The organism is Ahrensia kielensis DSM 5890 (genome assembly GCF_000374465.1).
Taxonomy (GTDB): Bacteria; Pseudomonadota; Alphaproteobacteria; order Rhizobiales; family Rhizobiaceae; genus Ahrensia; species Ahrensia kielensis.
This window is the reverse complement of record NZ_KB894528.1, coordinates 104,267-124,508: the sequence shown is the minus strand read 5'-3', so window position 1 is coordinate 124,508 and position 20,242 is coordinate 104,267. Positions and strand designations below refer to the sequence as shown.

Annotated in this window: 23 protein-coding genes and 1 pseudogene; 10 read left to right on the top strand and 14 right to left on the bottom strand. The window is 46.2% G+C overall.

Translation table 11 applies throughout. The annotated features are described in order from the left end of the window. The first annotated feature begins 68 nt into the window (after positions 1-68). The 3 genes from C504_RS0100590 to C504_RS0100580 all read left to right on the top strand — a co-directional run bounded on the left by C504_RS0100590 (position 69) and on the right by C504_RS0100580 (position 3,458). Positions 69-2,246: a transglycosylase domain-containing protein gene (locus tag C504_RS0100590; protein WP_018687348.1), complete on the top strand. Its 2,178-nt coding sequence runs from the start codon at positions 69-71 to the stop codon at positions 2,244-2,246. 77 nt (positions 2,247-2,323) lie between these two features. Then, entirely contained in the window at positions 2,324-2,911 is a 588-nt protein-coding gene (locus C504_RS0100585; protein ID WP_018687347.1) for a DUF1214 domain-containing protein, read from the top strand. Beyond that, the gene (locus tag C504_RS0100580; protein ID WP_018687346.1) at positions 2,904-3,458 is read left to right on the top strand and encodes a DUF1254 domain-containing protein; all 555 of its coding nucleotides are present in this window, start codon (positions 2,904-2,906) and stop codon (positions 3,456-3,458) included. The genes C504_RS0100585 and C504_RS0100580 overlap by 8 nt, the downstream gene beginning before the upstream one ends. 9 nt (positions 3,459-3,467) lie before the next feature. Here the strand turns inward: C504_RS0100580 and C504_RS0100575 are convergent, their stop codons facing one another. After that, positions 3,468-3,665, bottom strand: a complete 198-nt coding sequence (locus tag C504_RS0100575; protein ID WP_018687345.1) for a hypothetical protein — start codon at positions 3,663-3,665, stop codon at positions 3,468-3,470. A 218-nt stretch (positions 3,666-3,883) separates the two neighbouring features. Between C504_RS0100575 and C504_RS0100570 the strand changes: the two genes are divergently transcribed. Beyond that, a complete protein-coding gene (locus C504_RS0100570) occupies positions 3,884-4,639 on the top strand; it encodes a hypothetical protein (RefSeq protein ID WP_156815812.1) in 756 nt (251 codons plus the stop codon). Here the strand turns inward: C504_RS0100570 and C504_RS16930 are convergent. From C504_RS16930 to C504_RS18210, 3 genes are read right to left on the bottom strand one after another with little or no spacing between them, the layout of a single operon-like run. Further along, positions 4,636-4,992: a DUF1491 family protein gene (locus C504_RS16930; RefSeq protein WP_018687343.1), complete on the bottom strand. Its 357-nt coding sequence runs from the start codon at positions 4,990-4,992 to the stop codon at positions 4,636-4,638. The genes C504_RS0100570 and C504_RS16930 overlap by 4 nt on opposite strands. 8 nt (positions 4,993-5,000) lie before the next feature. Beyond that, entirely contained in the window at positions 5,001-5,918 is a 918-nt protein-coding gene (locus C504_RS0100560; protein ID WP_018687342.1) for a peptidoglycan-binding domain-containing protein, read from the bottom strand. Further along, the gene (locus C504_RS18210; protein ID WP_018687341.1) at positions 5,896-7,539 is read right to left on the bottom strand and encodes a sensor histidine kinase; all 1,644 of its coding nucleotides are present in this window, start codon (positions 7,537-7,539) and stop codon (positions 5,896-5,898) included. The genes C504_RS0100560 and C504_RS18210 overlap by 23 nt, the downstream gene beginning before the upstream one ends. Before the next feature lie 318 nt (positions 7,540-7,857). Here C504_RS18210 and C504_RS0100545 point away from each other — a divergent pair, with 318 nt between their 5' ends. Beyond that, entirely contained in the window at positions 7,858-8,208 is a 351-nt protein-coding gene (locus C504_RS0100545) for a DUF5330 domain-containing protein (protein ID WP_018687339.1), read from the top strand. Between the two features lie 86 nt (positions 8,209-8,294). After that, entirely contained in the window at positions 8,295-8,714 is a 420-nt protein-coding gene (locus C504_RS0100540; protein ID WP_018687338.1) for a SufE family protein, read from the top strand. 4 nt (positions 8,715-8,718) lie between these two features. On the opposite strand, the gene C504_RS0100535 is transcribed toward C504_RS0100540, so the two are convergent. Beyond that, positions 8,719-9,537, bottom strand: a complete 819-nt coding sequence (locus C504_RS0100535; protein WP_018687337.1) for a DUF6456 domain-containing protein — start codon at positions 9,535-9,537, stop codon at positions 8,719-8,721. After that, positions 9,524-9,994 (bottom strand): helix-turn-helix domain-containing protein, encoded by a 471-nt coding sequence (locus C504_RS16920; RefSeq protein WP_018687336.1) that lies wholly within the window; start codon positions 9,992-9,994, stop codon positions 9,524-9,526. Before C504_RS16920 ends, C504_RS0100535 begins: the two co-directional genes overlap by 14 nt. Positions 9,995-10,190: 196 nt before the next feature. On the opposite strand from C504_RS16920, the gene C504_RS0100525 reads away from it, so the two are divergent. Beyond that, on the top strand, positions 10,191-10,388 hold the full coding sequence (locus tag C504_RS0100525) for a hypothetical protein (RefSeq protein ID WP_018687335.1): 198 nt from the start codon (positions 10,191-10,193) through the stop codon (positions 10,386-10,388). Positions 10,389-10,440: 52 nt separating this feature from the next. On the opposite strand, the gene C504_RS0100520 is transcribed toward C504_RS0100525, so the two are convergent. Continuing rightward, on the bottom strand, positions 10,441-10,860 hold the full coding sequence (locus tag C504_RS0100520) for a Ros/MucR family transcriptional regulator (protein WP_018687334.1): 420 nt from the start codon (positions 10,858-10,860) through the stop codon (positions 10,441-10,443). A 316-nt stretch (positions 10,861-11,176) separates the two neighbouring features. Here C504_RS0100520 and C504_RS0100515 point away from each other — a divergent pair, with 316 nt between their 5' ends. Then, positions 11,177-11,395, top strand: a complete 219-nt coding sequence (locus tag C504_RS0100515) for a DUF6500 family protein (protein ID WP_018687333.1) — start codon at positions 11,177-11,179, stop codon at positions 11,393-11,395. Between the two features lie 13 nt (positions 11,396-11,408). Here C504_RS0100515 and mnhG read toward each other — a convergent pair whose 3' ends face one another. The 7 genes and pseudogenes from mnhG to C504_RS0100480 form a co-directional block, all read right to left on the bottom strand. Beyond that, positions 11,409-11,738: a monovalent cation/H(+) antiporter subunit G gene (mnhG, locus tag C504_RS0100510; RefSeq protein WP_018687332.1), complete on the bottom strand. Its 330-nt coding sequence runs from the start codon at positions 11,736-11,738 to the stop codon at positions 11,409-11,411. A 164-nt stretch (positions 11,739-11,902) separates the two neighbouring features. Next, positions 11,903-12,220 (bottom strand): annotated as a pseudogene (locus C504_RS18890) (cation:proton antiporter); the annotation flags it as partial. Further along, entirely contained in the window at positions 12,220-12,693 is a 474-nt protein-coding gene (locus C504_RS0100500) for a Na+/H+ antiporter subunit E (protein WP_018687330.1), read from the bottom strand. The gene C504_RS0100500 and the pseudogene C504_RS18890, both read right to left, overlap by 1 nt. Then, positions 12,690-14,267 (bottom strand): Na+/H+ antiporter subunit D, encoded by a 1,578-nt coding sequence (locus C504_RS0100495; protein WP_018687329.1) that lies wholly within the window; start codon positions 14,265-14,267, stop codon positions 12,690-12,692. Before C504_RS0100495 ends, C504_RS0100500 begins: the two co-directional genes overlap by 4 nt. A 12-nt stretch (positions 14,268-14,279) precedes the next feature. Continuing rightward, positions 14,280-14,657 carry a Na+/H+ antiporter subunit C gene (locus C504_RS0100490; protein ID WP_018687328.1) on the bottom strand — a complete coding sequence of 126 codons (378 nt, stop codon included), beginning with the start codon at positions 14,655-14,657 and terminating at the stop codon, positions 14,280-14,282. Then, positions 14,657-15,076, bottom strand: a complete 420-nt coding sequence (locus C504_RS0100485; protein ID WP_018687327.1) for a Na+/H+ antiporter subunit B — start codon at positions 15,074-15,076, stop codon at positions 14,657-14,659. Before C504_RS0100485 ends, C504_RS0100490 begins: the two co-directional genes overlap by 1 nt. After that, the gene (locus C504_RS0100480) at positions 15,076-17,424 is read right to left on the bottom strand and encodes a putative monovalent cation/H+ antiporter subunit A (protein ID WP_018687326.1); all 2,349 of its coding nucleotides are present in this window, start codon (positions 17,422-17,424) and stop codon (positions 15,076-15,078) included. Before C504_RS0100480 ends, C504_RS0100485 begins: the two co-directional genes overlap by 1 nt. A 207-nt stretch (positions 17,425-17,631) precedes the next feature. On the opposite strand from C504_RS0100480, the gene msrB reads away from it, so the two are divergent. Both msrB and C504_RS0100465 read left to right on the top strand, forming a co-directional pair. Next, entirely contained in the window at positions 17,632-18,048 is a 417-nt protein-coding gene (msrB, locus tag C504_RS0100470) for a peptide-methionine (R)-S-oxide reductase MsrB (RefSeq protein WP_018687324.1), read from the top strand. Positions 18,049-18,077: 29 nt separating this feature from the next. Then, positions 18,078-20,195, top strand: a complete 2,118-nt coding sequence (locus C504_RS0100465; RefSeq protein WP_018687323.1) for a S9 family peptidase — start codon at positions 18,078-18,080, stop codon at positions 20,193-20,195. The last annotated feature ends 47 nt before the right edge of the window (positions 20,196-20,242 follow it).

The window sequence follows — 20,242 nt, the reverse complement described above, 5'->3', positions numbered from 1 at the left end:
TGTTGCGAAATCGGGCAAAACAAGCGGCATAACGCAGTAATGAGTGCGCGGTCGGGGCAAATGCGACTATGAGTAATCCACTGAATAATGATCCACATACTAAGGCAAAGCCTTACAAAAAATCATCATTTCTCTTGGAAATTGATGCGTGGATCGATTCAACCCTTTATGAGGGGAAATTCGCAGCTGGCGAAATTTGGGAAGATATAACAATTTTCTTTCGGCGCTTTCGCCCTTACGGCGCCAAACGCGTTTTTTTCGAATTAGTGGGCGAAGGCTTTACCCTCGGTATGGGCGGCCTTATTGTTATGCTTACGCTTGCCCTACCCGCAGCCGATGAAATTTCGTCCAACTGGATGGACCGCAATGATTTTGCGGTGACATTTCTGGACCGTTACGGCAATGAGATCGGTCAACGGGGCATTCTTCATTCCGAAGCTATTCCTATTGAAGAGCTGCCAGACCATTTAATCAAAGCCGTCTTAGCTACGGAAGACAGACGTTTTTTTGAACATTATGGGCTGGATTTCTTAGGCCTTGCACGCGCAATGACTGAAAATGTGCGCGCAAATTCAGTTGTACAGGGCGGTTCAACACTTTCACAACAGCTTGCTAAAAACCTGTTTTTAACGAACGAGCGTACACTCGACAGAAAAATCAAAGAAGCCTTTCTTGCGCTATGGCTGGAATCAAACCTTAGCAAAGATGAGATTTTAAAGCTCTATTTAGATCGCGCTTATATGGGCGGCGGTACATTTGGTGTCGCAGCTGCCACTGAGTTTTATTTCGACAAAAATGCGCGTGATCTCACATTAGCGGAATCTGCTATTCTAGCTGGTCTGTTCAAGGCACCGGCAAAATACGCACCGCATGTGAACTTGCCTGCTGCGCGTGCACGCGCCAATGAAGTTCTGACCAATATGGTGCAGGCAGAGTTTTTAACCGAAGGCCAGGTTACTGGCGCGAGGCGCAACCCGGCTGACGTCGTCATTCGAAACGATGCTGATAGCCCTGACTATTTTCTTGATTGGGCTTTCGATGAAGTGAAAAAATTCATCGTCGACAACAAAATCCCGTCGCGGTCCGTGATTGTGCGAACCACTGTTGATCTTAATCTTCAACATGCGGCTGAGGAGTCTATAGAATTCTACCTTCGGCAAAATGGCCGCGAATATAATGTTACTGAATCAGCAGCTGTTTTGATTGAAAACAATGGTGCCGTTCGCGCTCTTGTTGGCGGGCGTGATTACGGCCTTAGCCAATTCAACCGTGCAACTCGCGCCGAAAGACAAGTTGGCTCCTCGTTCAAACCATTTGTATATGCAGCAGCTTTAGAAACAGGCTTGAAACCTGAAAGCATCGTAAGAGACGAGCCGATAACTTGGCGTGGTTGGTCTCCGCAGAACTATAACCGCCGTTATTCCGGTTCGATCACCCTTGCTAACGCACTCGCTCGTTCGATAAACACAGTGCCCGTTCGGCTCACACGTGATTATATTGGTGGCACGCAGCCCGTCGTTGATCTTGCTCACAAAATGGGTGTCGAATCTGAAATCAGCGGCCACCATACGATGGTTCTAGGCACGCATGGTATGACGGTGCTTGATCAAGCCACAGGCTATATGACATTTGCCACGGGCGGTATTGCAGGGCTTAGACATGGGTTTACGCAAATTATGTCAACCAATGGCGAAATTCTTTATGATCGACGTGCGACGCCTCCCACGACAGAGCGCGTATTATCTGAAGAAGCCGACATTGCCATGAACAACATGCTTGTGGGTGTTACAGAATTTGGTACAGCGCGCCGCGCCGCAATTGAAGGTTTCCGTGTCGCAGGAAAAACCGGCACCACTCAGTCCTACCGTGATGCATGGTTTGTAGGATACACAGGCAATTTTACGGCCGCAGTTTGGTACGGCAATGATGACTATACACCGACCAACAGATTGACGGGCGGTCGACTACCAGCAGAAACTTTTCAACGTATCATGGCATATGCTCTACAAGGGGCCGAACTTAAACCTCTCGTTGGCGTTGAGAACTCTATTCCCCTGCCCCAAACAGATAGCGATGCAGAAGTTGCAGATGAGATCGGCGCTGAAGACGATCAACAATTAGCACAGATGCGCCCACGCTTGCTTTCGAAAGCAACATCAGATTTCTTACAGAATCTCACTTTAAAGCTGGAAAATACACCGCCACTAAAGCGTGACCATCAAAACATTTCCAGTACTAGCAATTGATTTGAATATGATGTCCTACACCATGAGCACTCGGCGACTATTCCTGAATATGATCTTGACTGGTTGCGAAGCTAAACATGTTTAAGCAGTTAACCCCAATACTCATAGCACTCATCATCGCTATCGCTGGTGGCATTTATTCGGCGGATGTCATGACGCGCGAGTTTGCAGGGTTTGGTGCCCTTCAATATGGCGCATGGGTTTCTCACCCCCAAACGGGCACACAGGACGCTGACCCTTATGCGAGAGCTAGCGCAGCACGAACAGGCGAAATAGCTCTTGGCAGCGCCGAAGGGTTGGTTTTCATCGCTGCGCATGACGATCAAAAGCAAATAATAGTTGCTTCTTGTGATTACGTTATAGAAGGCAAAACACCTGCTGCGCGTGTTTGGTCGCTGCGTATAACGGATAAAGACTTGTTGCCTATTCTTACTCAGAGTGGTGCAGTTAGCGGTCTTCATTCTGGCAACACATTAAGAAACGGCCAAAACGCCTTTAAAGTTTCAATCTCATCTGAAATCGCTGACGGAAATTGGATTCCTCAAATGGGAAATGGCGAACGCCGTTTTGTCTTAACGCTTTATGACACCAGCGTTGCGAGCACGACGGGCGTGAGCGAAATAAAAATGCCAACGATCAAAGCGATAGGCTGTGATAATGAGTAGGTTCATTTTAGCCATTTTCGCCGGTCTCATCGGTGCCGCTATATTGCATCTTGCAATTATCTTCATGCTTCCTTGGCTATCAGAGAACAGCAGCGCGGCTTATATACAGAACATTGCCGCCCCTTTTGAAACTGTCGTTCTTAAAAATGATGTATCGACACAGCAGCATAATCCTCACATGGACCCACTGTTTGAAACTGCTTTATGCCGTTATGATTTATCTGAAGGTGCCGCGCGGTTCAGTGCTTCTGGCCACCCACTTTATTGGTCATTATCGGTCTATGATGCGTCAGGGACTGTATTTTTCAGCGCAAATGACCGAATTGCCGATAGCACGAATGTTGATCTTGTTATTGCGAACAAGCAGCAACTTCGTTTTGTCAGAGAAAATACGCCCGATGAAATATCTCAAGCAATAATAGCACCCACAGATTCCGATATGGGCTTTGTTTTACTGCGCGTATTTTCACCAGATGCGAGCTGGAAACCTGTCGTCGACGATTACTTGAGCACCATTCAATGCCAAGCTATTGATATAAAAAGATAAGTTCCAACCCTAGAACGGCCTACGTTTTCTCTTGGCGCCAAGAGCGCCTCTTAATGGCGTGCCATCAGTTTCCGGAGGAACAACATCCGTTCGCTCATATTGAACGCCCGTGAATAAAATAATCTCTGCATCACCCTGCTCTACATGAGTGGTTTGACGCGATAATCTTCGTGACTCGAACTCTTTAAACGCAACGATACTGCTCATGTGAGCCTCCATCTTTGGAGTTGCGACCAGTGTAAGCTTAGTCACTGGTTGGTTAACGTAATCCTAACAATTTTAAGCTATTTTCCCTAGGTAAAGTAACAGTAAATTGAGTAAATAGTATGGGTATTATGCATAATCATGTCGTAACATTAGTGCGTGATTTCTGTGCACTTAACCGGCCTAGCACTATTAAAAAAACACAGTTGCAAGATCTTTTAATGGAATATCAGAACTGCTTGTCGCCAGACGATCTAAAGACAATTTGTAGCCTTTTTGCGCAAAATAACAATGTTCCAAAACCATTAATCATTGCATTGTGCCATCACAGCGCCTCTATCTGTCACCCGCTTCTCTTAGCCTCTAGCATGCTGACGAGCGATGACCTGATCGAAATCATTGATGCTAAAGGTTTGGAACATGCGCGCATAATCGCTCGGCGCAGCAATATCGATCCTAAACTCCGGTTTCATCTACGTGAACAAAACGATGAACGCATTGATCGTGCTCTCGAACTTCGGCAAATGCCGTTGCCTGTAGAAGGCAGCGTATCTCCGGCGTTTAAGAATATTCGCGTACACCAGATCAATTCGGCCCTGGATAAAGAGTTCGTACAGCTCACTAAAGAAAGCGACATTAGTTTTATTCACACTGCATTAGTGGATAATTTGGCGCTCGAATTTGTGAGCGTTCGTAATCTTTGCAGCAATTTTACTTCGCGCAATTTGCCAATAGCGCTGCATTATTTACGGCTGTCTACTCAGACCGCTTGGCTTGTTTTTGTATCTTTGGCGCATGAAACAAACCTTAGCGACGATGTCCACGCTCAGTTTATCAAAACATATGACAACCTTGATTACTCAATATCGGTCGCGACTGTTAAATCATGGCAGCAGGATGATCTAAGGGCTCGGAAAATTTACAGCAATGTTGCCAATCAATCGCGCTCAGAGCTTATAAAAAAGACTGCAAGCTAAACAATCAGGACTGTTTCTTTTAGCACCTGCGCCGATACACCCTCAATATCGACGACCCAAAAATCTGGATCAAAGCGCTCTTCACGTATGAAGCGCTCATTTAAATCAAGATCCGTCTGCCCTTCTGCAAGAAGCGAAAAAGCACGTGAATCGCGATCTAGTTCTTCTTCTGATGCAACAAATTGCGGCACGGGTTCATAAAGACAATAAGAGCGAGTTTCCACATCATAGAGTGTGATGAAAATCGCGCCAGCACCATCCGCACCGCGCCGCCTAATATAGGCCGCGCCCTGATGCAGCGAAGCCATTCTGGTAATAGCTGAAATTACTATTGATGATGCAAGACGCGCCATTTTAAATTCTAATTGATCAGGCCAACGGCCGTCATTTTAGTAACGAGTTGCTCATCAATCTTACCGGTAGTCGGCAAGCGGAATAGGCTTTGAAACTCTTTAATCGCGTTTTGTGTATTTGACCCAAGTACGCCGTCAACCGATACCGTTTCATTGCCAAAAGCCCGAAGACCAGCCTGCACCTTTGCAACGGTATTAGACTTCATCGTTGAGATATCCTGAACCTGCCTTGCAGGTGGGATATAGGCCGCAACTTCATCTTTTGGTTCGGCTTTAATTTCTACCGCTGGTGCTTTTGGTCGTGCTTTAGGCACAGCCGCTGTGACAATAAGATTATTACGAGCGCTAAGTGCTAGCTCATCATAGCTTAGATCAATTCCCTTAAGACCGACATTTGCCTTATAGCTTTCAATCGCCGAACGCGTTTTCGGGCCAGTCAGGCCGTCGAGATCACCATCATAATATCCAAGCTCCGCTAGCAGTTTTTGAAGTTCCGCAAGCGCTTTTTTGCCATTATCTTCAACATCAAGCGAAGCGTTTTCCTCACTTGCAGATGCAATCTCTGGACGCGGCATGACTGTTGGCAATGGCTTTGGTAACGACTGTGTGCGTGTTTCAGTGTCCGTATCATAAACAATACGTGTCACTTCTTTATCTGGTTCACTGGATGCAACCGGCAGATCGAGTTCATCGACTTGCAACGCGCTATTTTGGCTTACAACGCGTGTTTCAAATATAGCCGCAGGATGTTTGCCGCTCTGAAAAAACAGTGCATTCGAGAATACGAATCCAACGGTAACAACGGCGCCAACTGTCCATGCGATATTGGATGGCTTGCTGAGTAAGTGGCCATACCGCGCTGACAATGCGTCCAACAAACCGTAAGGTTCGTCATCAAATTGATCATCCAACCTTGCGTGCGTCATGGCTGATCTCCTTGTTATTTACCTGTAAACTATTCAGTCTCACATGCGGCAGCATGTCTTTAAGCTGGCTTAGAGCAGCGTTCTGCTCAGCGTTGCTGTTTGCTGTATCTTGGTCTGGAATATGGATAGAAATTCTGGTGCCAACACCCTGCTTGCTGGATATTGTCATTGTGCCGCCATGTAGCTCAACAAGACCTTTCACAAGAACGAGACCAAGACCAGTACCTTCACAATTACGCGTTGTACTATTGTCCAACTGCGCAAACGGCTTGCCGATTTTCTCTAGCTCATGTGCTTCCATACCAATGCCGGTATCTGACACTTCAAACCAAAAGCCCGATTTGTCCTGATCTGCATCAACCGTCACAAAGCCGCCCTCATGCGTATATTTTATCGCATTGGAGAGCAAATTGATGAGTATCTGTTTGATTGCGCGACGGTCGCCATTAACGTGTTTTAACTCGCCAACCATACGGTCGTTAATCTGAACGTTTTTAATCTTGGCCTGCCCGGAAAGCATCGCGATACAATCGCGTGCAGTTACGCCGAATTCAAACTCATCGCGGTGAATTTCGTAAGCGCCAGAATCTAATTTTGATACATCAAGGATCGTATTGACCAATGATAGAAGATGCGTGCCTGCACCATGGATTAGATTGACATATTCCTCTTGTGTTTCCTGCGGCAACGAGCGGCCAATGTCACTCCGCAGCACATCGGAAAAACCAATGATCGCATTAAGAGGCGTGCGCAATTCATGGCTCACAATCGTCAAAAAGCGGTTATTGTTCTGCTCTTTGGCATTGGTGTCTTCAGGCTCAAATACAACTTCTTGTTCTGCGTTTTCAGTTTCTTGTTGTGTGATTTCATTGACTGCCGACACAGCAATGTTTGCACAATCTCTTTGTAAAACAAGGGCCATCGTCTCGTAGCGCGGAACACTATTCGCAGCGTTTACGTTGGCGCGAACTGATATTTCCACTTGCTCGTTTACATCCGAGCGAAGATCCGAAAGTGCACGCAAAAAGCTGACACGATCCGTTAAGTGAAGCCGTTCAGCGAGGTGCTCACCCGCTTTAATCCGAAACGAACCGATACAAAAATCATGGAGCGCCTCGCCTTTTGCATTGAGACAATGCCCGCTGGGCGCTTCAGCTGTTCTTGTATTTTGTATTTCTTGATGTGCAACAGTGTCACTTGATGCTTGAGCTTGCTGCGGCAATAAATCTGCCTTGTAAAAGCTTGCGCCCAATGCTGCGAGCATAATGGCTGCAGCGGCAGGATGCGTGCTTGCCACAAAGCCTGATGCTGCGAGCCAAACGGCTCCATTTGCTAGAAACGTATAATGCGGTGCAGCTTTACGTTTTAGCATTACCAAGCTCAAAATACTGCTGGCTGCTAATGCAAAGCTTGCAGTTACAAGCACAGGCGCATCTACCTGCATAGCAATTAAACCTATACCGGCGCTTGCTGTTCCAAAACCCAACGCGCCAAGACGCAACGTTATATCGGCAGATATATCAGCTTTCTTTTGCTCAATAGCTGAATGCGTTGAAGGAACGCAAATGGCGCGCCTCGCAACGTTTTTGGCTGACTGATAAAATTCGCTGAGATATGACAACGTTTAAACACTCGGTACAAAATAAACAAAATAGCAATCGCTAACTTGTTTCATTTTGACCATTAGGCTTTAACGAATGCATAAATTTGCAGGCTAGCGGACGCGAATATGCCAAATTTTTCTCAAAATCGTTTGGTTTTATAAACGTGGTAAACAGGCGCTTAACAGATGCAAAGCCTCTAAAAACAAGAACAATTTATCGATTGCTAAAATTTGATTTATATTTTGCTCAATTTGCAACGCCAAAACTGAATAAAATTTCAGACGCTTATGACATCACTGTTGCGGGACCGGCTTTACGCCAAACAGGATGAGACGATGCGATTTATATTCAAGCTTATGTTTTATGGATTCTTGGCTTTAGCAATTTTGCCAAGCTTTGCTGATTCTCCGATTGAAACGTCAATCAAAGAAGAGCAAAGCCAAACCGCGCAAAAAGAAACAGCCTTTAACTCTGTTGAAGCACTGCAATTAGCAGCCAGTGTTGCAAGCGATGTGAGATCTATCTGTAGCCGTGACCCATATGTTTGTGAAACAGGTCAGAAGATTGTTATAGCCACTTTGGAGCGTGCAAAACACGGAGCCTATATCGTTGCTGGCATGGTAGAAAACCACCGTGACAAACGCAAAAATGAAGCCGACATAACGATTACCGGCAGTGTTCAATAACTGGGCTTAGAATACTTTGGTGTTTGGGTTGCTGCTTTGCATAACCGGGCCTATGTAAACGCTGTTAAAGTCAATAGCGGGGCAATATGGCCAACGACATCAAAACAATTATAGACGATTTTGAATTTCTCGACGATTGGGAAGATAAGTACCGTTATGTCATCGAACTTGGCAAAGCCATGCCAGAACTTGATGAAGCGCAGCGGACAGCAGAAAACAAAGTAAATGGCTGTGTTAGCCAAGTTTGGCTCGCGACATCCTGCACGGATGAAGTCAAAAAAATCATTCATTTTGATGGCGCTTCTGATGCTCACATCGTGCGCGGCCTCGTTGCGATTATGATCGCCGCTTTGTCTGATCGCCAAGCAAAAGATATCGTAGATTTTGATGCTGAAGGCTTGATGAAAAATTTAGGGCTTGATAGCCACCTGTCGCCGCAACGTTCTAATGGTTTGCGTGCAATGATCGAGCGCATGAAGTCAGACGCTAAAGCTGCGCTCGTTTAATACATTACATTTCTGGACGGTAATCTTCTTGTCCCCAATGACGCGGCTTTGAAGATCGCGTTCTCACTTGGGGCGGGTTATAGTGGCGTGCTAACATAGACAGCGCAGTTTTAAGCATAAGTTTTGCTGATCTTCGCGGCCATTGCCTCTCTCTTTCTATATCTTCCATTCCTTTTAAGAAACAACACACATCAACCAGGACGCCAGATAATTCAGGGCCAACAGCATCAATTGCCCGCTGCATGCGTGTGCGTGCACCTATTACTCGATCTGAAAATGTTTGAGACGGCCTGCGACCACCTTTTCCACCATTTAGATGCGCTGTTGGATCCCATGAAGCCGTTATTTTGGGACCCAATTGTGCATATTCAAAATCGATACGAAGGCGCTCTCCAGCATCAAACTCTGCCGAACTAAGCCAAGCCTTTTTCCCCGCGCCATAAGCTCTATAGAGACCAGAAAGCGGCGATTCTTTTATATTGCGTTTTACAGATTGGATACAGTCGCCCACCGTAATATGATCTGTCTCAATCACTCTATGCTGTGCAGCATGATCATTCTCATCATTACGAATGACATGTTTACGCCCAAGCTCAGTAATCGATATTTTTTGGACATCTGCGGTAAACGCAACTGAGACCAACTCATTTGCGATCCAGTTAGTCAGAATGATTTTATCGCATTTTACACGCCGCACGCCTTCAAAATGTAAGAAACAATAAGCGCCATCAGCACTTGGCTCTAATATCGCCTGATGCTTGGCTACCATCATGAGCAAACGTAAACTGCGTCTATGATTGAGGCATTGCTTATTTGTAATCATTACCACCAACCTTTGCTGATAAAGCGTGCTTGAAAGCTGCGCCAACGACCGCTTCCACACGCGTAATGATTAGATCAAATTCCTCATCATCGCGAAGGTCCTCAATAAGGTGACAAGCATGGGTAACCGTACTTTTGTCACGCGCAAACCCGTCGGCAATCAAGCGAATATTCAGGCAAAGTGTGACACGCGCAATATACATGCCTATTTGCCTCACGCGGGCAACGTCTTTTCTGTCACGCTGCGGTGAACGCAATTGCCGCCCTGAAACATTGAAAAGCGCGGCCATTATATCAATGAGACCGTCACAAATCTCCATATGTAAGTCTGCACTTACAGTGGCGGCACAATCGCACAAAGGGGTATATATCTGATCTTCAGCACGCTGTTTAGAAGCTGCTGATGGCAAAAAATCATTCAGATAATTATTTCGTTTTATTGCTTTGGTCTTAAGCATTCAGTCCTCCGTAGTGAGGACTATATTCCTACATTAATTTCATCCCTATTTAATAGGTATTTATTCCCTCACGCGCAAAAATACTGATTTTCTTTATAAAATTAAAGAAAACCTGCTTGGCAAGGATGAACTTATCCAACCATCAAGAACATTGAATAGCTTTTAGATCGCCACATACTCTAAAAGAGAACTGTCAATGATCTTTTACAAGCACGAGCGAAGCTCATTTTTCATGATCAAGCTGTTTCTTGATATTTCACCCAAGCAACTTGATGCAGCCCTGCCACATCAAATCCGCGATTGGATTAAAACAATCGAAATCAAGCTGAATTTAGAGCGCAATCGTGGTCTGTCACGACATTATCGTTACGACCTAAACAAGCACCTTGCTTAAGCATCAGCAAAGCATTTGTTACGTGCAAAACTAAAATAATATAACTTGTATATTATTTGCTTTTACGCCCTAGCCCCATTTCCTGTGCAAGCTTTGATCTACGTTTCGCATAAGATGGTGCAACCATCGGATAATCAGAAGGCAAATCCCACTTTTCACGGTAGTCTTGCGGCGTTAGCCCATGATGGCTCATAAGATGGCGTTTGAGCGATTTGAACTGCATACCGTCCTCAAGACAAGTAATGCAATCATCAAGAACAGATTTTTTTGGGTTCACAGCAGGCTTAGGTTTCTCAACTTCACTGGCTTGGACGTTTCCAACAGTACTGTTAAGTGCTCCGTGGACATTGCTAATCAGGCTAGGCAGTTCATCAGCCGTGACGCTGTTGTTTCCTACATATGCCGATACCACCTGAGCCGTTAACTCTGCGAGATATTCGTTAAATTCAGTATTTTTTTCGTTCGAATCCATGAACCACCTATTATTGTTATTGTGGTGAGTGTTTTTGTAAAAATACAAAAACTAACCTGCACGCGTATTGAAATTTAAAAAATGAATCGCCTTAAGTTAAGTTAGTATCTAAAATAATAGTATGAACAATAAATTTATTCAATGCATATGCATACATAAAAAATTTATACACATGCAGCATACTTGATTTTCCCTTATAGCAGGATTCAGTATTCTAGCTTTCGATAATTTTCGGTAATTTTCGTTTGTGAATAAAAACGAACCTGCTGACAGCTTTAGACAGCTTATGAACAGATTAGAGGCTCTTGAGGATATTATGCGCGCATCACTAAAACAAAAAATAATTACTGTTTGTGATTTGAAAATTGCGCAAAAAGGAGAACAAGTTGGCCTCTCCTTTTATGCATTTTTTGCCAATAAAAACAACAATCCGGAACTTCTAATGGAAGCGGCGCAGTGGTGGATATCAACCCACCAGTTAGATCACTTTGAAAAAGCGACAAAAATAAAAAAACTTATTGAAACTGAGACCTGAAATTCAAAACAGGTCAGTCTTTCAATTCATCTATAACTGATATGTCTGTTAGCCTATAACCAACAGCATAGGATGCTTTAGCCAATAGATGCGCGGAAATCGGTGCGGTTAGCAAGAAAAACACAACGCCAGCAAGAGCGCGTGTAAAGGTTGAAGTGTCCCCCACATGTGCGGCTAATGCCAAAAGCAACAATCCAGACCCAAGCGTTCCTGCCTTTGAAGCAGCATGCATGCGCGTATAAATATCAGGCAAGCGCCATAAGCCAACGGCTGCTAGAAAAGCAAAAATTGAGCCTGTGATAATCATTACGCCCGCAATTATGTCCGACAAGCCATCAATCATGATTTTGTCTCCGGTTTGGCTGGTGCTTTTCGTGATCGCGCCTTGTTGGTTTTTGTCGTTCTTTGTGCAGTAGTTTTCTTGGCTGCGGACTTTTTCTTAGGTGTTGTTACCTCGCCTGCGGCCTTAGCTTCTGAAACTCCCTGCACTGCTGCGCTTTTTCCGTGTTTTTGGTTGTCTTCATTGCGCTGTCTTTCGCGCCCCTCTTCTGTTTGGCCGCGCGCCAAGATGAAACGTGCAAATGCAACCGTTGCCAAGAAGCCGACTAACCCAAGCGCAATAGCGATATCTACATATAAAGTGTAACCGGTTTTAAGACCGATAACAGCAATGAAACCAATGGCTGCTGCAACCAGCATGTCGAGCGCTAAAATGCGATCGGGCAATGTTGGCCCCATTATCACTTTGAACACGGTGAGTAGAAAGGCTGCGCTCAGTAAAATGAGTGCAAACTGAACAGAGAAATTTAGAAATTCGGATGACATTATCGAAACGCCTCCAGTATTTTGCGCTCGAAACCTTCCGCTATATCTTTGCGAATTTGATCAATGTCTGAGCAATCAAGTGCGTGAATATAAAGCGTCGAGCGATCTTCCGATACATCAACGGACAACGTTCCCGGTGTCAGCGTAATGAGGTTTGCAAGCAGAGTGATTTCATGATCGCGGTCAACCTGCAACTTATAGGCAAAGATGCCAGGCTTTAAGTTCATGTTTGGCTTAACCACCAAAATGGCGACACGTACAGCCGACATCACCAACTCATAAAGAAACAGCATAAGCAGCGATAGAATGCGTCCCAGCTTTGAAAAATATCCGACAGAGCCTACCTGTTCGCGAATGAGCGACAATGCAACAGCAGAAAGCACAAAGCCGAAGATCATATTCCCTAAGCCGAATGAATCAGTCAGCGTCATCCAAGCTATTGCGAGCAATAGGTTTACAACATAGAGGTTCATAGTCCGCTTCCTCCTTGTTTCTCGCCAAACACCGCATCGATGTAAGTTTGAGGATGCGTTAGCTCAAATGCTACCCGATCGCTCACTTGTATAAATGGCTCTGGATAAACGCCAGCAATCACAGTCAATGCCGTTAATCCCAAAGCTGCGTAAAGCTTAATCCGGCCTTCGCGCGAGATTGGTCCTATTTCTACCAATCCTTCAGGCCGACTGCGCCAGAAGGCAAATAGGAACATGCGAACCACCGCTATAGTTGTCAAAAATCCTGACACAATAATCGCGGCGGCAAGCCACCATGCACCAACATCAATGGAACCTTTTACGAGAAGAATTTTAGGCCATAAGCCTGAAAATGGTGGTAGTCCAGAAACAGAAAAAGCAAGAATAAGACAAAGCCCGCCAAGCCAAGGTGAAGCCTGATAAAGGCCCCCTGCTTTGTTGAGGTCAAATGTTCCCATTAAGCGCCCAATAATGCCTGCCAGCAAATAAAGCGCCGTCATAACAATCATCGAGTGGGCGGCATAAAATACAGAGCCAGAAATGCCAATTTCGCTACCAAGTCCCAAGCCAGCCAACATCAGGCCAATACCTGAAATAACCAGATAACCAAGAACACGGCGAATATCTGTTTGAGCTATCGCGCCCAATGCACCTATCAACATTGTCAGCGCCGCAATGACAGCAATGACACCGCCAAGCTCATCGCGGTCAGCGGGAAACAAGGTCAAGAATATGCGCAGCAATGCATAGACACCAACCTTCGTTAGCAAACCAGCAAAGACAGCTGATACGGCAATGCGCGGCGTATGATATGAAGCAGGTAGCCAAGCATTAAGCGGGAAAGCTGCCGCTTTCATGCCGAATGCAAAGAGAAACATAATTGCGATTGTAAAATGCGGCCCAGTATCCTGCAAAGCAGGCGCTTTGCGCGCGATGTCGGCCATGTTCAACGTTCCAAACACGCCATACATATAGGCCACGCCGATTAGGAACAGTGTCGTCGCAATCAAATTCAAGAACGCGTATTTGATCGCGCCATCCAATTGTCTGCGTTCAGAACCCAAAACGAGCAAACCGAAGGATGAGATAAGCAACACTTCAAACCAGACGTAGAGATTGAAAATATCGCCGGTTAAAAACGCTGTTGTCACGCCTGCCAACATCAGCAGCAAGAATGGATAGAAACCATAACGCCGTGATGTGCTATCAACGTCGCTTAGCGCGTAAATACCACCGGCTAATCCGACAATACCGGCCACAAGTGCAAATGTGGCACCAAGCATATCAGCCGCAAAAGTTATGCCAAATGGTGGCAACCAACGCCCCATCGTCATCACGACAGTACCGTTTTGCCAAACATTTATAAAAAGCCCGATATCTGCAATCAGCATCAATAGCAGGCCGAAAAGTGCGATACGCGTTTGCACGATCACGTTTTTGCGCTGCATTAAACACAGCGCACCAAACAAAAAGCCCAAGATCAGCGGAGCCGCAACCAGCCAATCGGCCAGAGCCGGTTCGGTAAGCAGCATAGCACTTTCAAGATTTACATCAGTATTATTCGCAGAAGCCATTACATGTTCTTCCTAATAGCCAAGCGGAGGCGATGCTTCGCCTTTTGGTTCAGCATCACGCATTTCAGCCGTGTCATCTGTGCCAAGCTCTTGATAGGTGCGGAAAACCAGCACGAGCAAAAAAGCAAAGAATGAAAAGGCAATTACGATAGCCGTCAGTACGAGTGCCTGCGGCAATGGATTGGCAATACCCTCAAGCGGTACACTTGCATTATTACCAATAATTGGTGGGATTTCCCGTGTAATTCGTCCCCCTGTGAAAATGGTCAAATTCACACCATTGCCAAGCATGGCCACCCCTAACAACACACGAATAATATGGCGTGAGAGTATCAGGTAGATCGATACGAGAAAAAACACGCCTGTCAGAATAACAATCGCAACTTCCATTAGTCACGCTCCCTTTCTTCCAAGGCTAGTGCTGTAGAGGTAATTGACCCAAGCACGACAAGGTACACGCCAATATCGAAGACAAGTGTTGTCGATAGCTTCAACTCAACACCAAAAATTTCAGGATAAATCCAAAGTCCGGTCAAAAACGGCACATTGACAAAAAGCGAAATAATGCCTGCAATCGCTGCCATAAAAAGACCAAACCCAGCAATCGCCATGGGATGAAACCTGATTGCACGACGCACCGGCGAAACACCGCAAGCAATACCATAAATCGCCAATGCAGACGCAGCGATCAAGCCGCCAATGAACCCGCCGCCTGGTTCGTTATGACCACGCAGTAGAACGAATACCGAATAAATAAGCATCAAGCTTGTGAAGTAAGGAGCAACGGTGCGGAAAATGAGCGTACGCATCAGATAATCTCCTCCGTATTTTCTGACCTTGGTAGGTCAGGGTTCGTTTTCCTTGGCATAATTCGAATGAGCGCAAGAATGGCCAAGCCCGACACCATGACAACAGCAATCTCTCCGAACGTATCCACGCCGCGGAAGTCAACGAGTATGACATTCACGATATTTTTGCCGTGGGCGATGGTGTAAGAATAAGCATTGAAGAATTCGGTTAAAGTAGGGTCAAATTCTGTTTGAACCACGCCAAGCAAAATGAGCGTCAGCGCTGTAGCAACACCCAGAGAAATCAAACCGTCCTGTACAATTTGATAGTTTGATCGATGGTCCTGCGGCAATAGGCGCAGCCGCGTCATAACCAGAGCAAGAATGACAACAGATAATGTCTCCACCATAAATTGTGTGAAGGCCAAATCTGGCGCGCCCATCAGCATAAAGAGCAAAGCCACACCGAAGCCTTGAATACCCAGCGACACGATCGCAGTCAGGCGGTTCTTCGCGATAATGACGGAGAACAGACCGATCACGCAAATGAGTATCACGGCCCATTCATAGACGAACAGTCTTGGAAACTCTGGGATTTGCGGCCACTCATCAGCCTTATAAAGCCCGCCAAACAGGCTTACGAGCAAAGCAACAAACACGATGGTGACATAAGTCTCCATTGAGCCTGTCTGTATTTTGCGCGTTAAAGCTGCTGCGCCTTTGACCAAACTTTGCATGAACTGGTCAAAGCCAATATCTGGCCCCCAGCCAATGGCCTCAAGAAGATTTGCCATACGGCCGCGAAGCCAAGCCATTGCCCAATACATAGCGACACCGAGCGCAACGGTTACCAGTGATAAGGTGAGTGCCAAACCAAGATGCGGCACAACACTTATTTCAATTTTAAGCGGTGTACCTGCAACGGCAGAGGCCATTGGACTAGAGAAGAATTTGTGAAACGCGCCCGATAACAAACCGCCAACCAAGCCCAGCACAGCAAGGACAAGAGGGCCAGCAAACATCAACAGTGGTGCTTCATGGGCAGCTTTAGGCGTTTCAACCTTAGCGCCCAGAAACGGCTTTAGCGCGACAGCAAAACCAATGACAAGCATCAAAGCGTTGCCGACAATAGCCACCGCTGTAATGAACATCGACCAACCGTCTGCAGCAGCAATGCCGTAGTAAATTTCTTCTTTTGCAAGAAAGCCAACAAATGGCGGCAGTCCGCCCATAGATAAAGCAGCAAGGAGAGCTGCTCCAAATGTTATTGGCATAGCTGCCATCAAGCCGCCAAGCTTTGTCACATCGCGCGTACCAGCTTCATGGTCGACGTTGCCCGCCACCATGAACAGGCAGCCTTTGAACAATGAGTGGGCGATCAGATATAAAACAGCGCCTTCGATTGCTTTGTCAGTGCCAAATCCGGTCAACATCACAAGTAAGCCAAGCGAAGCAACCGTTGTATAAGCAAGCATCAATTTTAGGTCAGTTTGGCGCACCGCCAACCATGTTCCAACAAGCAGCGTAACGCCGCCAAACAATGGCAGAACCGTTTCCCATAAAACAGTGTCTCCCATCACTGGGTTCATGCGCATAAGCAGGAAAACACCAGCTTTTACCATCGTTGCCGAATGAAGATAGGCGGACACTGGTGTTGGCGCTTCCATCGCATTTGGTAGCCAGAAATGAAGCGGGAACTGCGCAGATTTAGTAAATGCACCGCCCAAAATCAGCAAGAATGCGGCGAGATAATAAGGGCTTTCTCGCAGCGTATCGCCCGTGCCTAATAGAAGTGAAATTTCAGAAACACCTGTGATGTTCCAAATGACAATCAATCCAGCCAAGAGAGACAAGCCGCCGAGGCCAGTAACCACCAGCGCCTGCATCGCAGCGCGGCGTGATCGCTCTTTATCATGGTTGAAACCGATAAGCAGGAATGACGTTATGGACGTTAATTCCCAGAACACGAAAAACATCAGAAAACTATCTGAAAGTACCAAGCCCTGCATTGCGCCCATAAACATGAGCATAAATGAAAGAAAGCGCCCCTGCTGCGGATGGCCCTTCATATAACCAGCTGCATACAGAATAATAAGCGTGCCTATACCTGTTATCAAAAGCGCGAATGTGAGCGATAAACCGTCGATAAACCAAGAAAAATTGACATTGAACGAAGGTATCCATTCAACGCCGCCGGTGACGCGTCCACCGCCTGCAATTTCAGGCAAAAACCCCGTATAATGAAAGAACAACAGCGCCGGCACCACTGCGAGAATCCAACCTGCATTGTGGTTGAACATTCGAACGAGCATCGGCGCGAACAAAGCTGCGATAAACGGCGCAAAAAGAGCATAGAACGTAAGTTGCATAAGGTCGCTTCTGTCCTGTTTACGTGCGGTCGAATTTAGTGTCGGCTTGTCGTGTTTTTAAAAGGCGAGATTATGTTGAGCAAGGTGCCGCGAGCAGGAAATGTTTTTTTTACAGACATTTCTGCAATTCTGCGATCATGTTTTTGTGACTAAGCTTGCCGCAGATCAAAGCATTGCCTATTTGAGCACGTAATGAGGAGAATGGAAATGACAATTAATTCAGATCCTAAGGTTCACAAGAGTGAAGAAGAATGGCGCGAGCTTTTAACGCCTGAGCAATTTCACGTCTTACGCAAGCACGGCACAGAACGTTCGGGAAGCTCCTCACTCAATGATGAGCACCGCGAAGGCACATTCATTTGTGCGGCATGTGACAATTTGCTCTTTAAGACAAATGCAAAATTTGAAAGTGGCACCGGTTGGCCAAGCTTCTTTCAACCCTATAGCGCGAATGCCATTACCGAGCATAAGGATCGCTCGTTTTTTATGACTCGCATAGAAGTGCGCTGCGCTAATTGCGATGGCCATTTGGGACATGTCTTTAAAGACGGCCCTCAACCAACAGGCCTTCGTTATTGTATGAATGGCGTCGCCATGAATTTTACGCCAGACGAGAATGACTAATTCTGCAACCTTTAATATCCGGATATCAAATGACAGCTTCAGCCTTTAGCACTGATCTTACACCACCTGTTGCCGAAAAACGTGAGAGCAAAGATACGCGTCACGGCATTGAACGGATCGATGAATATGCATGGCTAAGGGCAGATAACTGGCAAGCCGTTTTCAAAGACACTTCTGTTCTCGACCCAGCAATACGCAGCCATTTGGATGCAGAAAACGAATACGCAAAATCATTGATGAGCGATACGGACGCATTGCAGAAGCAATTATTTGCCGAAATGAAGGGCCGCATCAAAGAAGATGATGAAAGTGTTCCTGCCCCACATGGCAACTTTTTCTACGGATCATCTTTTGTAACGGGCGGCCAACAACCGCGGTTTTACCGTATTGAAGGCAGCGATATTAACGACGAACGGTCCATCATTTTAGACGGCGATAAAGAGGCTGAAGGCAAAGACTATTTCCGCCTCGCAAGCGCTGACCACTCGAACGATCATAGCCATATGATCTGGGGCTATGATGACAAGGGCTCAGAATATTTCACGCTTCGTGTTCGGGATTTGAATACACTTAAAGATATCGACGACCAGTTAGAAGATACAGCTGGCGGCGGTGTTTGGGATGCAAAGCGCGAAGGCATTTTCTATGCGAAAATGGATGAGAACCACCGCCCGAGCAAAGTTTTCTATCACAAAATAGGAACCGCTCAGAGCGACGATATTATGATCTATGAAGAGCAGGATTCAGGTTTCTTCATGGGCGTAGGTGGCACACGTCTTGATGATTATATCATCATTGATATTCACGATCACGAAACCTCGGAAATCCGCCTTTTACCTGCAAACGACCCAGCGGCTACGCCGGTTATCGTTGCACCGCGTCAAGTCGGCGTTGAATATTCTTTAGAAGAAGGCGGCGATGTCTGGCTCATATTGACCAATGCTGACGGCGCAAAAGATTTTAAAATCATGACCGCGCCTGTCGACGCTCCGCAAAAAGAAAATTGGCGCGAGCTTGTTGCGCATACACCGGGCCGCCTTATCCTTTCCGTTGATGCTTATAAGGATCACATTGTCTGGTTAGAACGCGATGAAGGTCTGCCCCGCATTGCGATTATGGATCGCAAATCTGGCGACATTCATCACATTGCATTTGATGAAGAAGCCTATTCTTTGGGCATGTCCGGCTCATATGAATATGACACAGATGTTATCCGCTTTTCATATTCGTCCATGTCTACACCAAGCCAAGTCTTTGATTATAATATGGTCACGCGTGAGCGCACTTTGCTCAAAACTCAAGAAGTTCCATCTGGTCACAACAGCGACGACTATAAAACCGAGCGTTTGATGGTGCCATCACATGATGGAGCATTGGTGCCTGTGTCGCTCGTCATGCGCGCCGATACGAAACTGGATGGCACTGCGCCTTGCTTGCTTTACGGGTATGGTTCCTACGGCATGTCAATGCCAGCTTCATTTAGCACCACTTGTCTTTCACTGGTTGATCGCGGTTTTGTTTATGCCATTGCCCATATTCGCGGCGGAAAAGACAAGGGCTTTGCTTGGTATGAAGATGGCAAACGCCAAGCAAAAACGAATACGTTTAAGGACTTCATCGCCGTTGCCAAATATCTAGCAGAACACAAATACACAGCGGCTGAAAAAATCGTTGCGCATGGCGGCTCGGCTGGCGGCATGTTGATGGGTGCCGTGGCCAATATGGCACCGGAAGCCTTTGGAAGCATTATCGCAGAAGTTCCATTTGTTGATGTTTTGAACACGATGCTCGACGACACATTGCCGCTAACCCCGCCTGAGTGGCCAGAATGGGGCAATCCTGTCACCAATAAAGAAGACTATGAGAATATTGCCAGCTATTCGCCTTATGACAATGTTGGTGCTCGGCCTTACCCACCCATTCTCGCAATCTCCGGCCTAACTGATCCACGGGTTACCTATTGGGAGCCGACAAAATGGGTTGCGCGTTTGCGTGATCATTCAACATCGAACAATCCTGTATTGCTCAAAACCAATATGGGCGCAGGCCATGGCGGCGCGTCTGGTCGTTTTTCAAGACTTGAGGAAGTTGCCTATTCTTACGCTTTTGCAGTCAAAACTGCGATAGGGGTAAACAATCAAGGCTAATTGACACGAAATAGTGAACAGTAAGTCAACGCAAAAGCATTTGCAGA

Bases quoted from the DNA above. Each gene is read 5' to 3' on its own strand.
- C504_RS0100590 (WP_018687348.1), top strand. From the start codon at position 69: ATGAGTAATCCACTGAATAATGATCCACATACTAAGGCAAAGCCTTAC.
- C504_RS0100585 (WP_018687347.1), top strand. From the start codon at position 2,324: ATGTTTAAGCAGTTAACCCCAATACTCATAGCACTCATCATCGCTATC.
- C504_RS0100580 (WP_018687346.1), top strand. From the start codon at position 2,904: ATGAGTAGGTTCATTTTAGCCATTTTCGCCGGTCTCATCGGTGCCGCT.
- C504_RS0100575 (WP_018687345.1), bottom strand. From the start codon at position 3,665: ATGAGCAGTATCGTTGCGTTTAAAGAGTTCGAGTCACGAAGATTATCG.
- C504_RS0100570 (WP_156815812.1), top strand. From the start codon at position 3,884: ATGGAATATCAGAACTGCTTGTCGCCAGACGATCTAAAGACAATTTGT.
- C504_RS16930 (WP_018687343.1), bottom strand. From the start codon at position 4,992: ATGGCGCGTCTTGCATCATCAATAGTAATTTCAGCTATTACCAGAATG.
- C504_RS0100560 (WP_018687342.1), bottom strand. From the start codon at position 5,918: ATGACGCACGCAAGGTTGGATGATCAATTTGATGACGAACCTTACGGT.
- C504_RS0100545 (WP_018687339.1), top strand. From the start codon at position 7,858: ATGCGATTTATATTCAAGCTTATGTTTTATGGATTCTTGGCTTTAGCA.
- C504_RS0100540 (WP_018687338.1), top strand. From the start codon at position 8,295: ATGGCCAACGACATCAAAACAATTATAGACGATTTTGAATTTCTCGAC.
- C504_RS0100535 (WP_018687337.1), bottom strand. From the start codon at position 9,537: ATGATTACAAATAAGCAATGCCTCAATCATAGACGCAGTTTACGTTTG.
- C504_RS16920 (WP_018687336.1), bottom strand. From the start codon at position 9,994: ATGCTTAAGACCAAAGCAATAAAACGAAATAATTATCTGAATGATTTT.
- C504_RS0100525 (WP_018687335.1), top strand. From the start codon at position 10,191: ATGATCTTTTACAAGCACGAGCGAAGCTCATTTTTCATGATCAAGCTG.
- C504_RS0100520 (WP_018687334.1), bottom strand. From the start codon at position 10,860: ATGGATTCGAACGAAAAAAATACTGAATTTAACGAATATCTCGCAGAG.
- C504_RS0100515 (WP_018687333.1), top strand. From the start codon at position 11,177: ATGCGCGCATCACTAAAACAAAAAATAATTACTGTTTGTGATTTGAAA.
- mnhG (WP_018687332.1), bottom strand. From the start codon at position 11,738: ATGATTGATGGCTTGTCGGACATAATTGCGGGCGTAATGATTATCACA.
- C504_RS0100500 (WP_018687330.1), bottom strand. From the start codon at position 12,693: ATGAACCTCTATGTTGTAAACCTATTGCTCGCAATAGCTTGGATGACG.
- C504_RS0100495 (WP_018687329.1), bottom strand. From the start codon at position 14,267: ATGGCTTCTGCGAATAATACTGATGTAAATCTTGAAAGTGCTATGCTG.
- C504_RS0100490 (WP_018687328.1), bottom strand. From the start codon at position 14,657: ATGGAAGTTGCGATTGTTATTCTGACAGGCGTGTTTTTTCTCGTATCG.
- C504_RS0100485 (WP_018687327.1), bottom strand. From the start codon at position 15,076: ATGCGTACGCTCATTTTCCGCACCGTTGCTCCTTACTTCACAAGCTTG.
- C504_RS0100480 (WP_018687326.1), bottom strand. From the start codon at position 17,424: ATGCAACTTACGTTCTATGCTCTTTTTGCGCCGTTTATCGCAGCTTTG.
- msrB (WP_018687324.1), top strand. From the start codon at position 17,632: ATGACAATTAATTCAGATCCTAAGGTTCACAAGAGTGAAGAAGAATGG.
- C504_RS0100465 (WP_018687323.1), top strand. From the start codon at position 18,078: ATGACAGCTTCAGCCTTTAGCACTGATCTTACACCACCTGTTGCCGAA.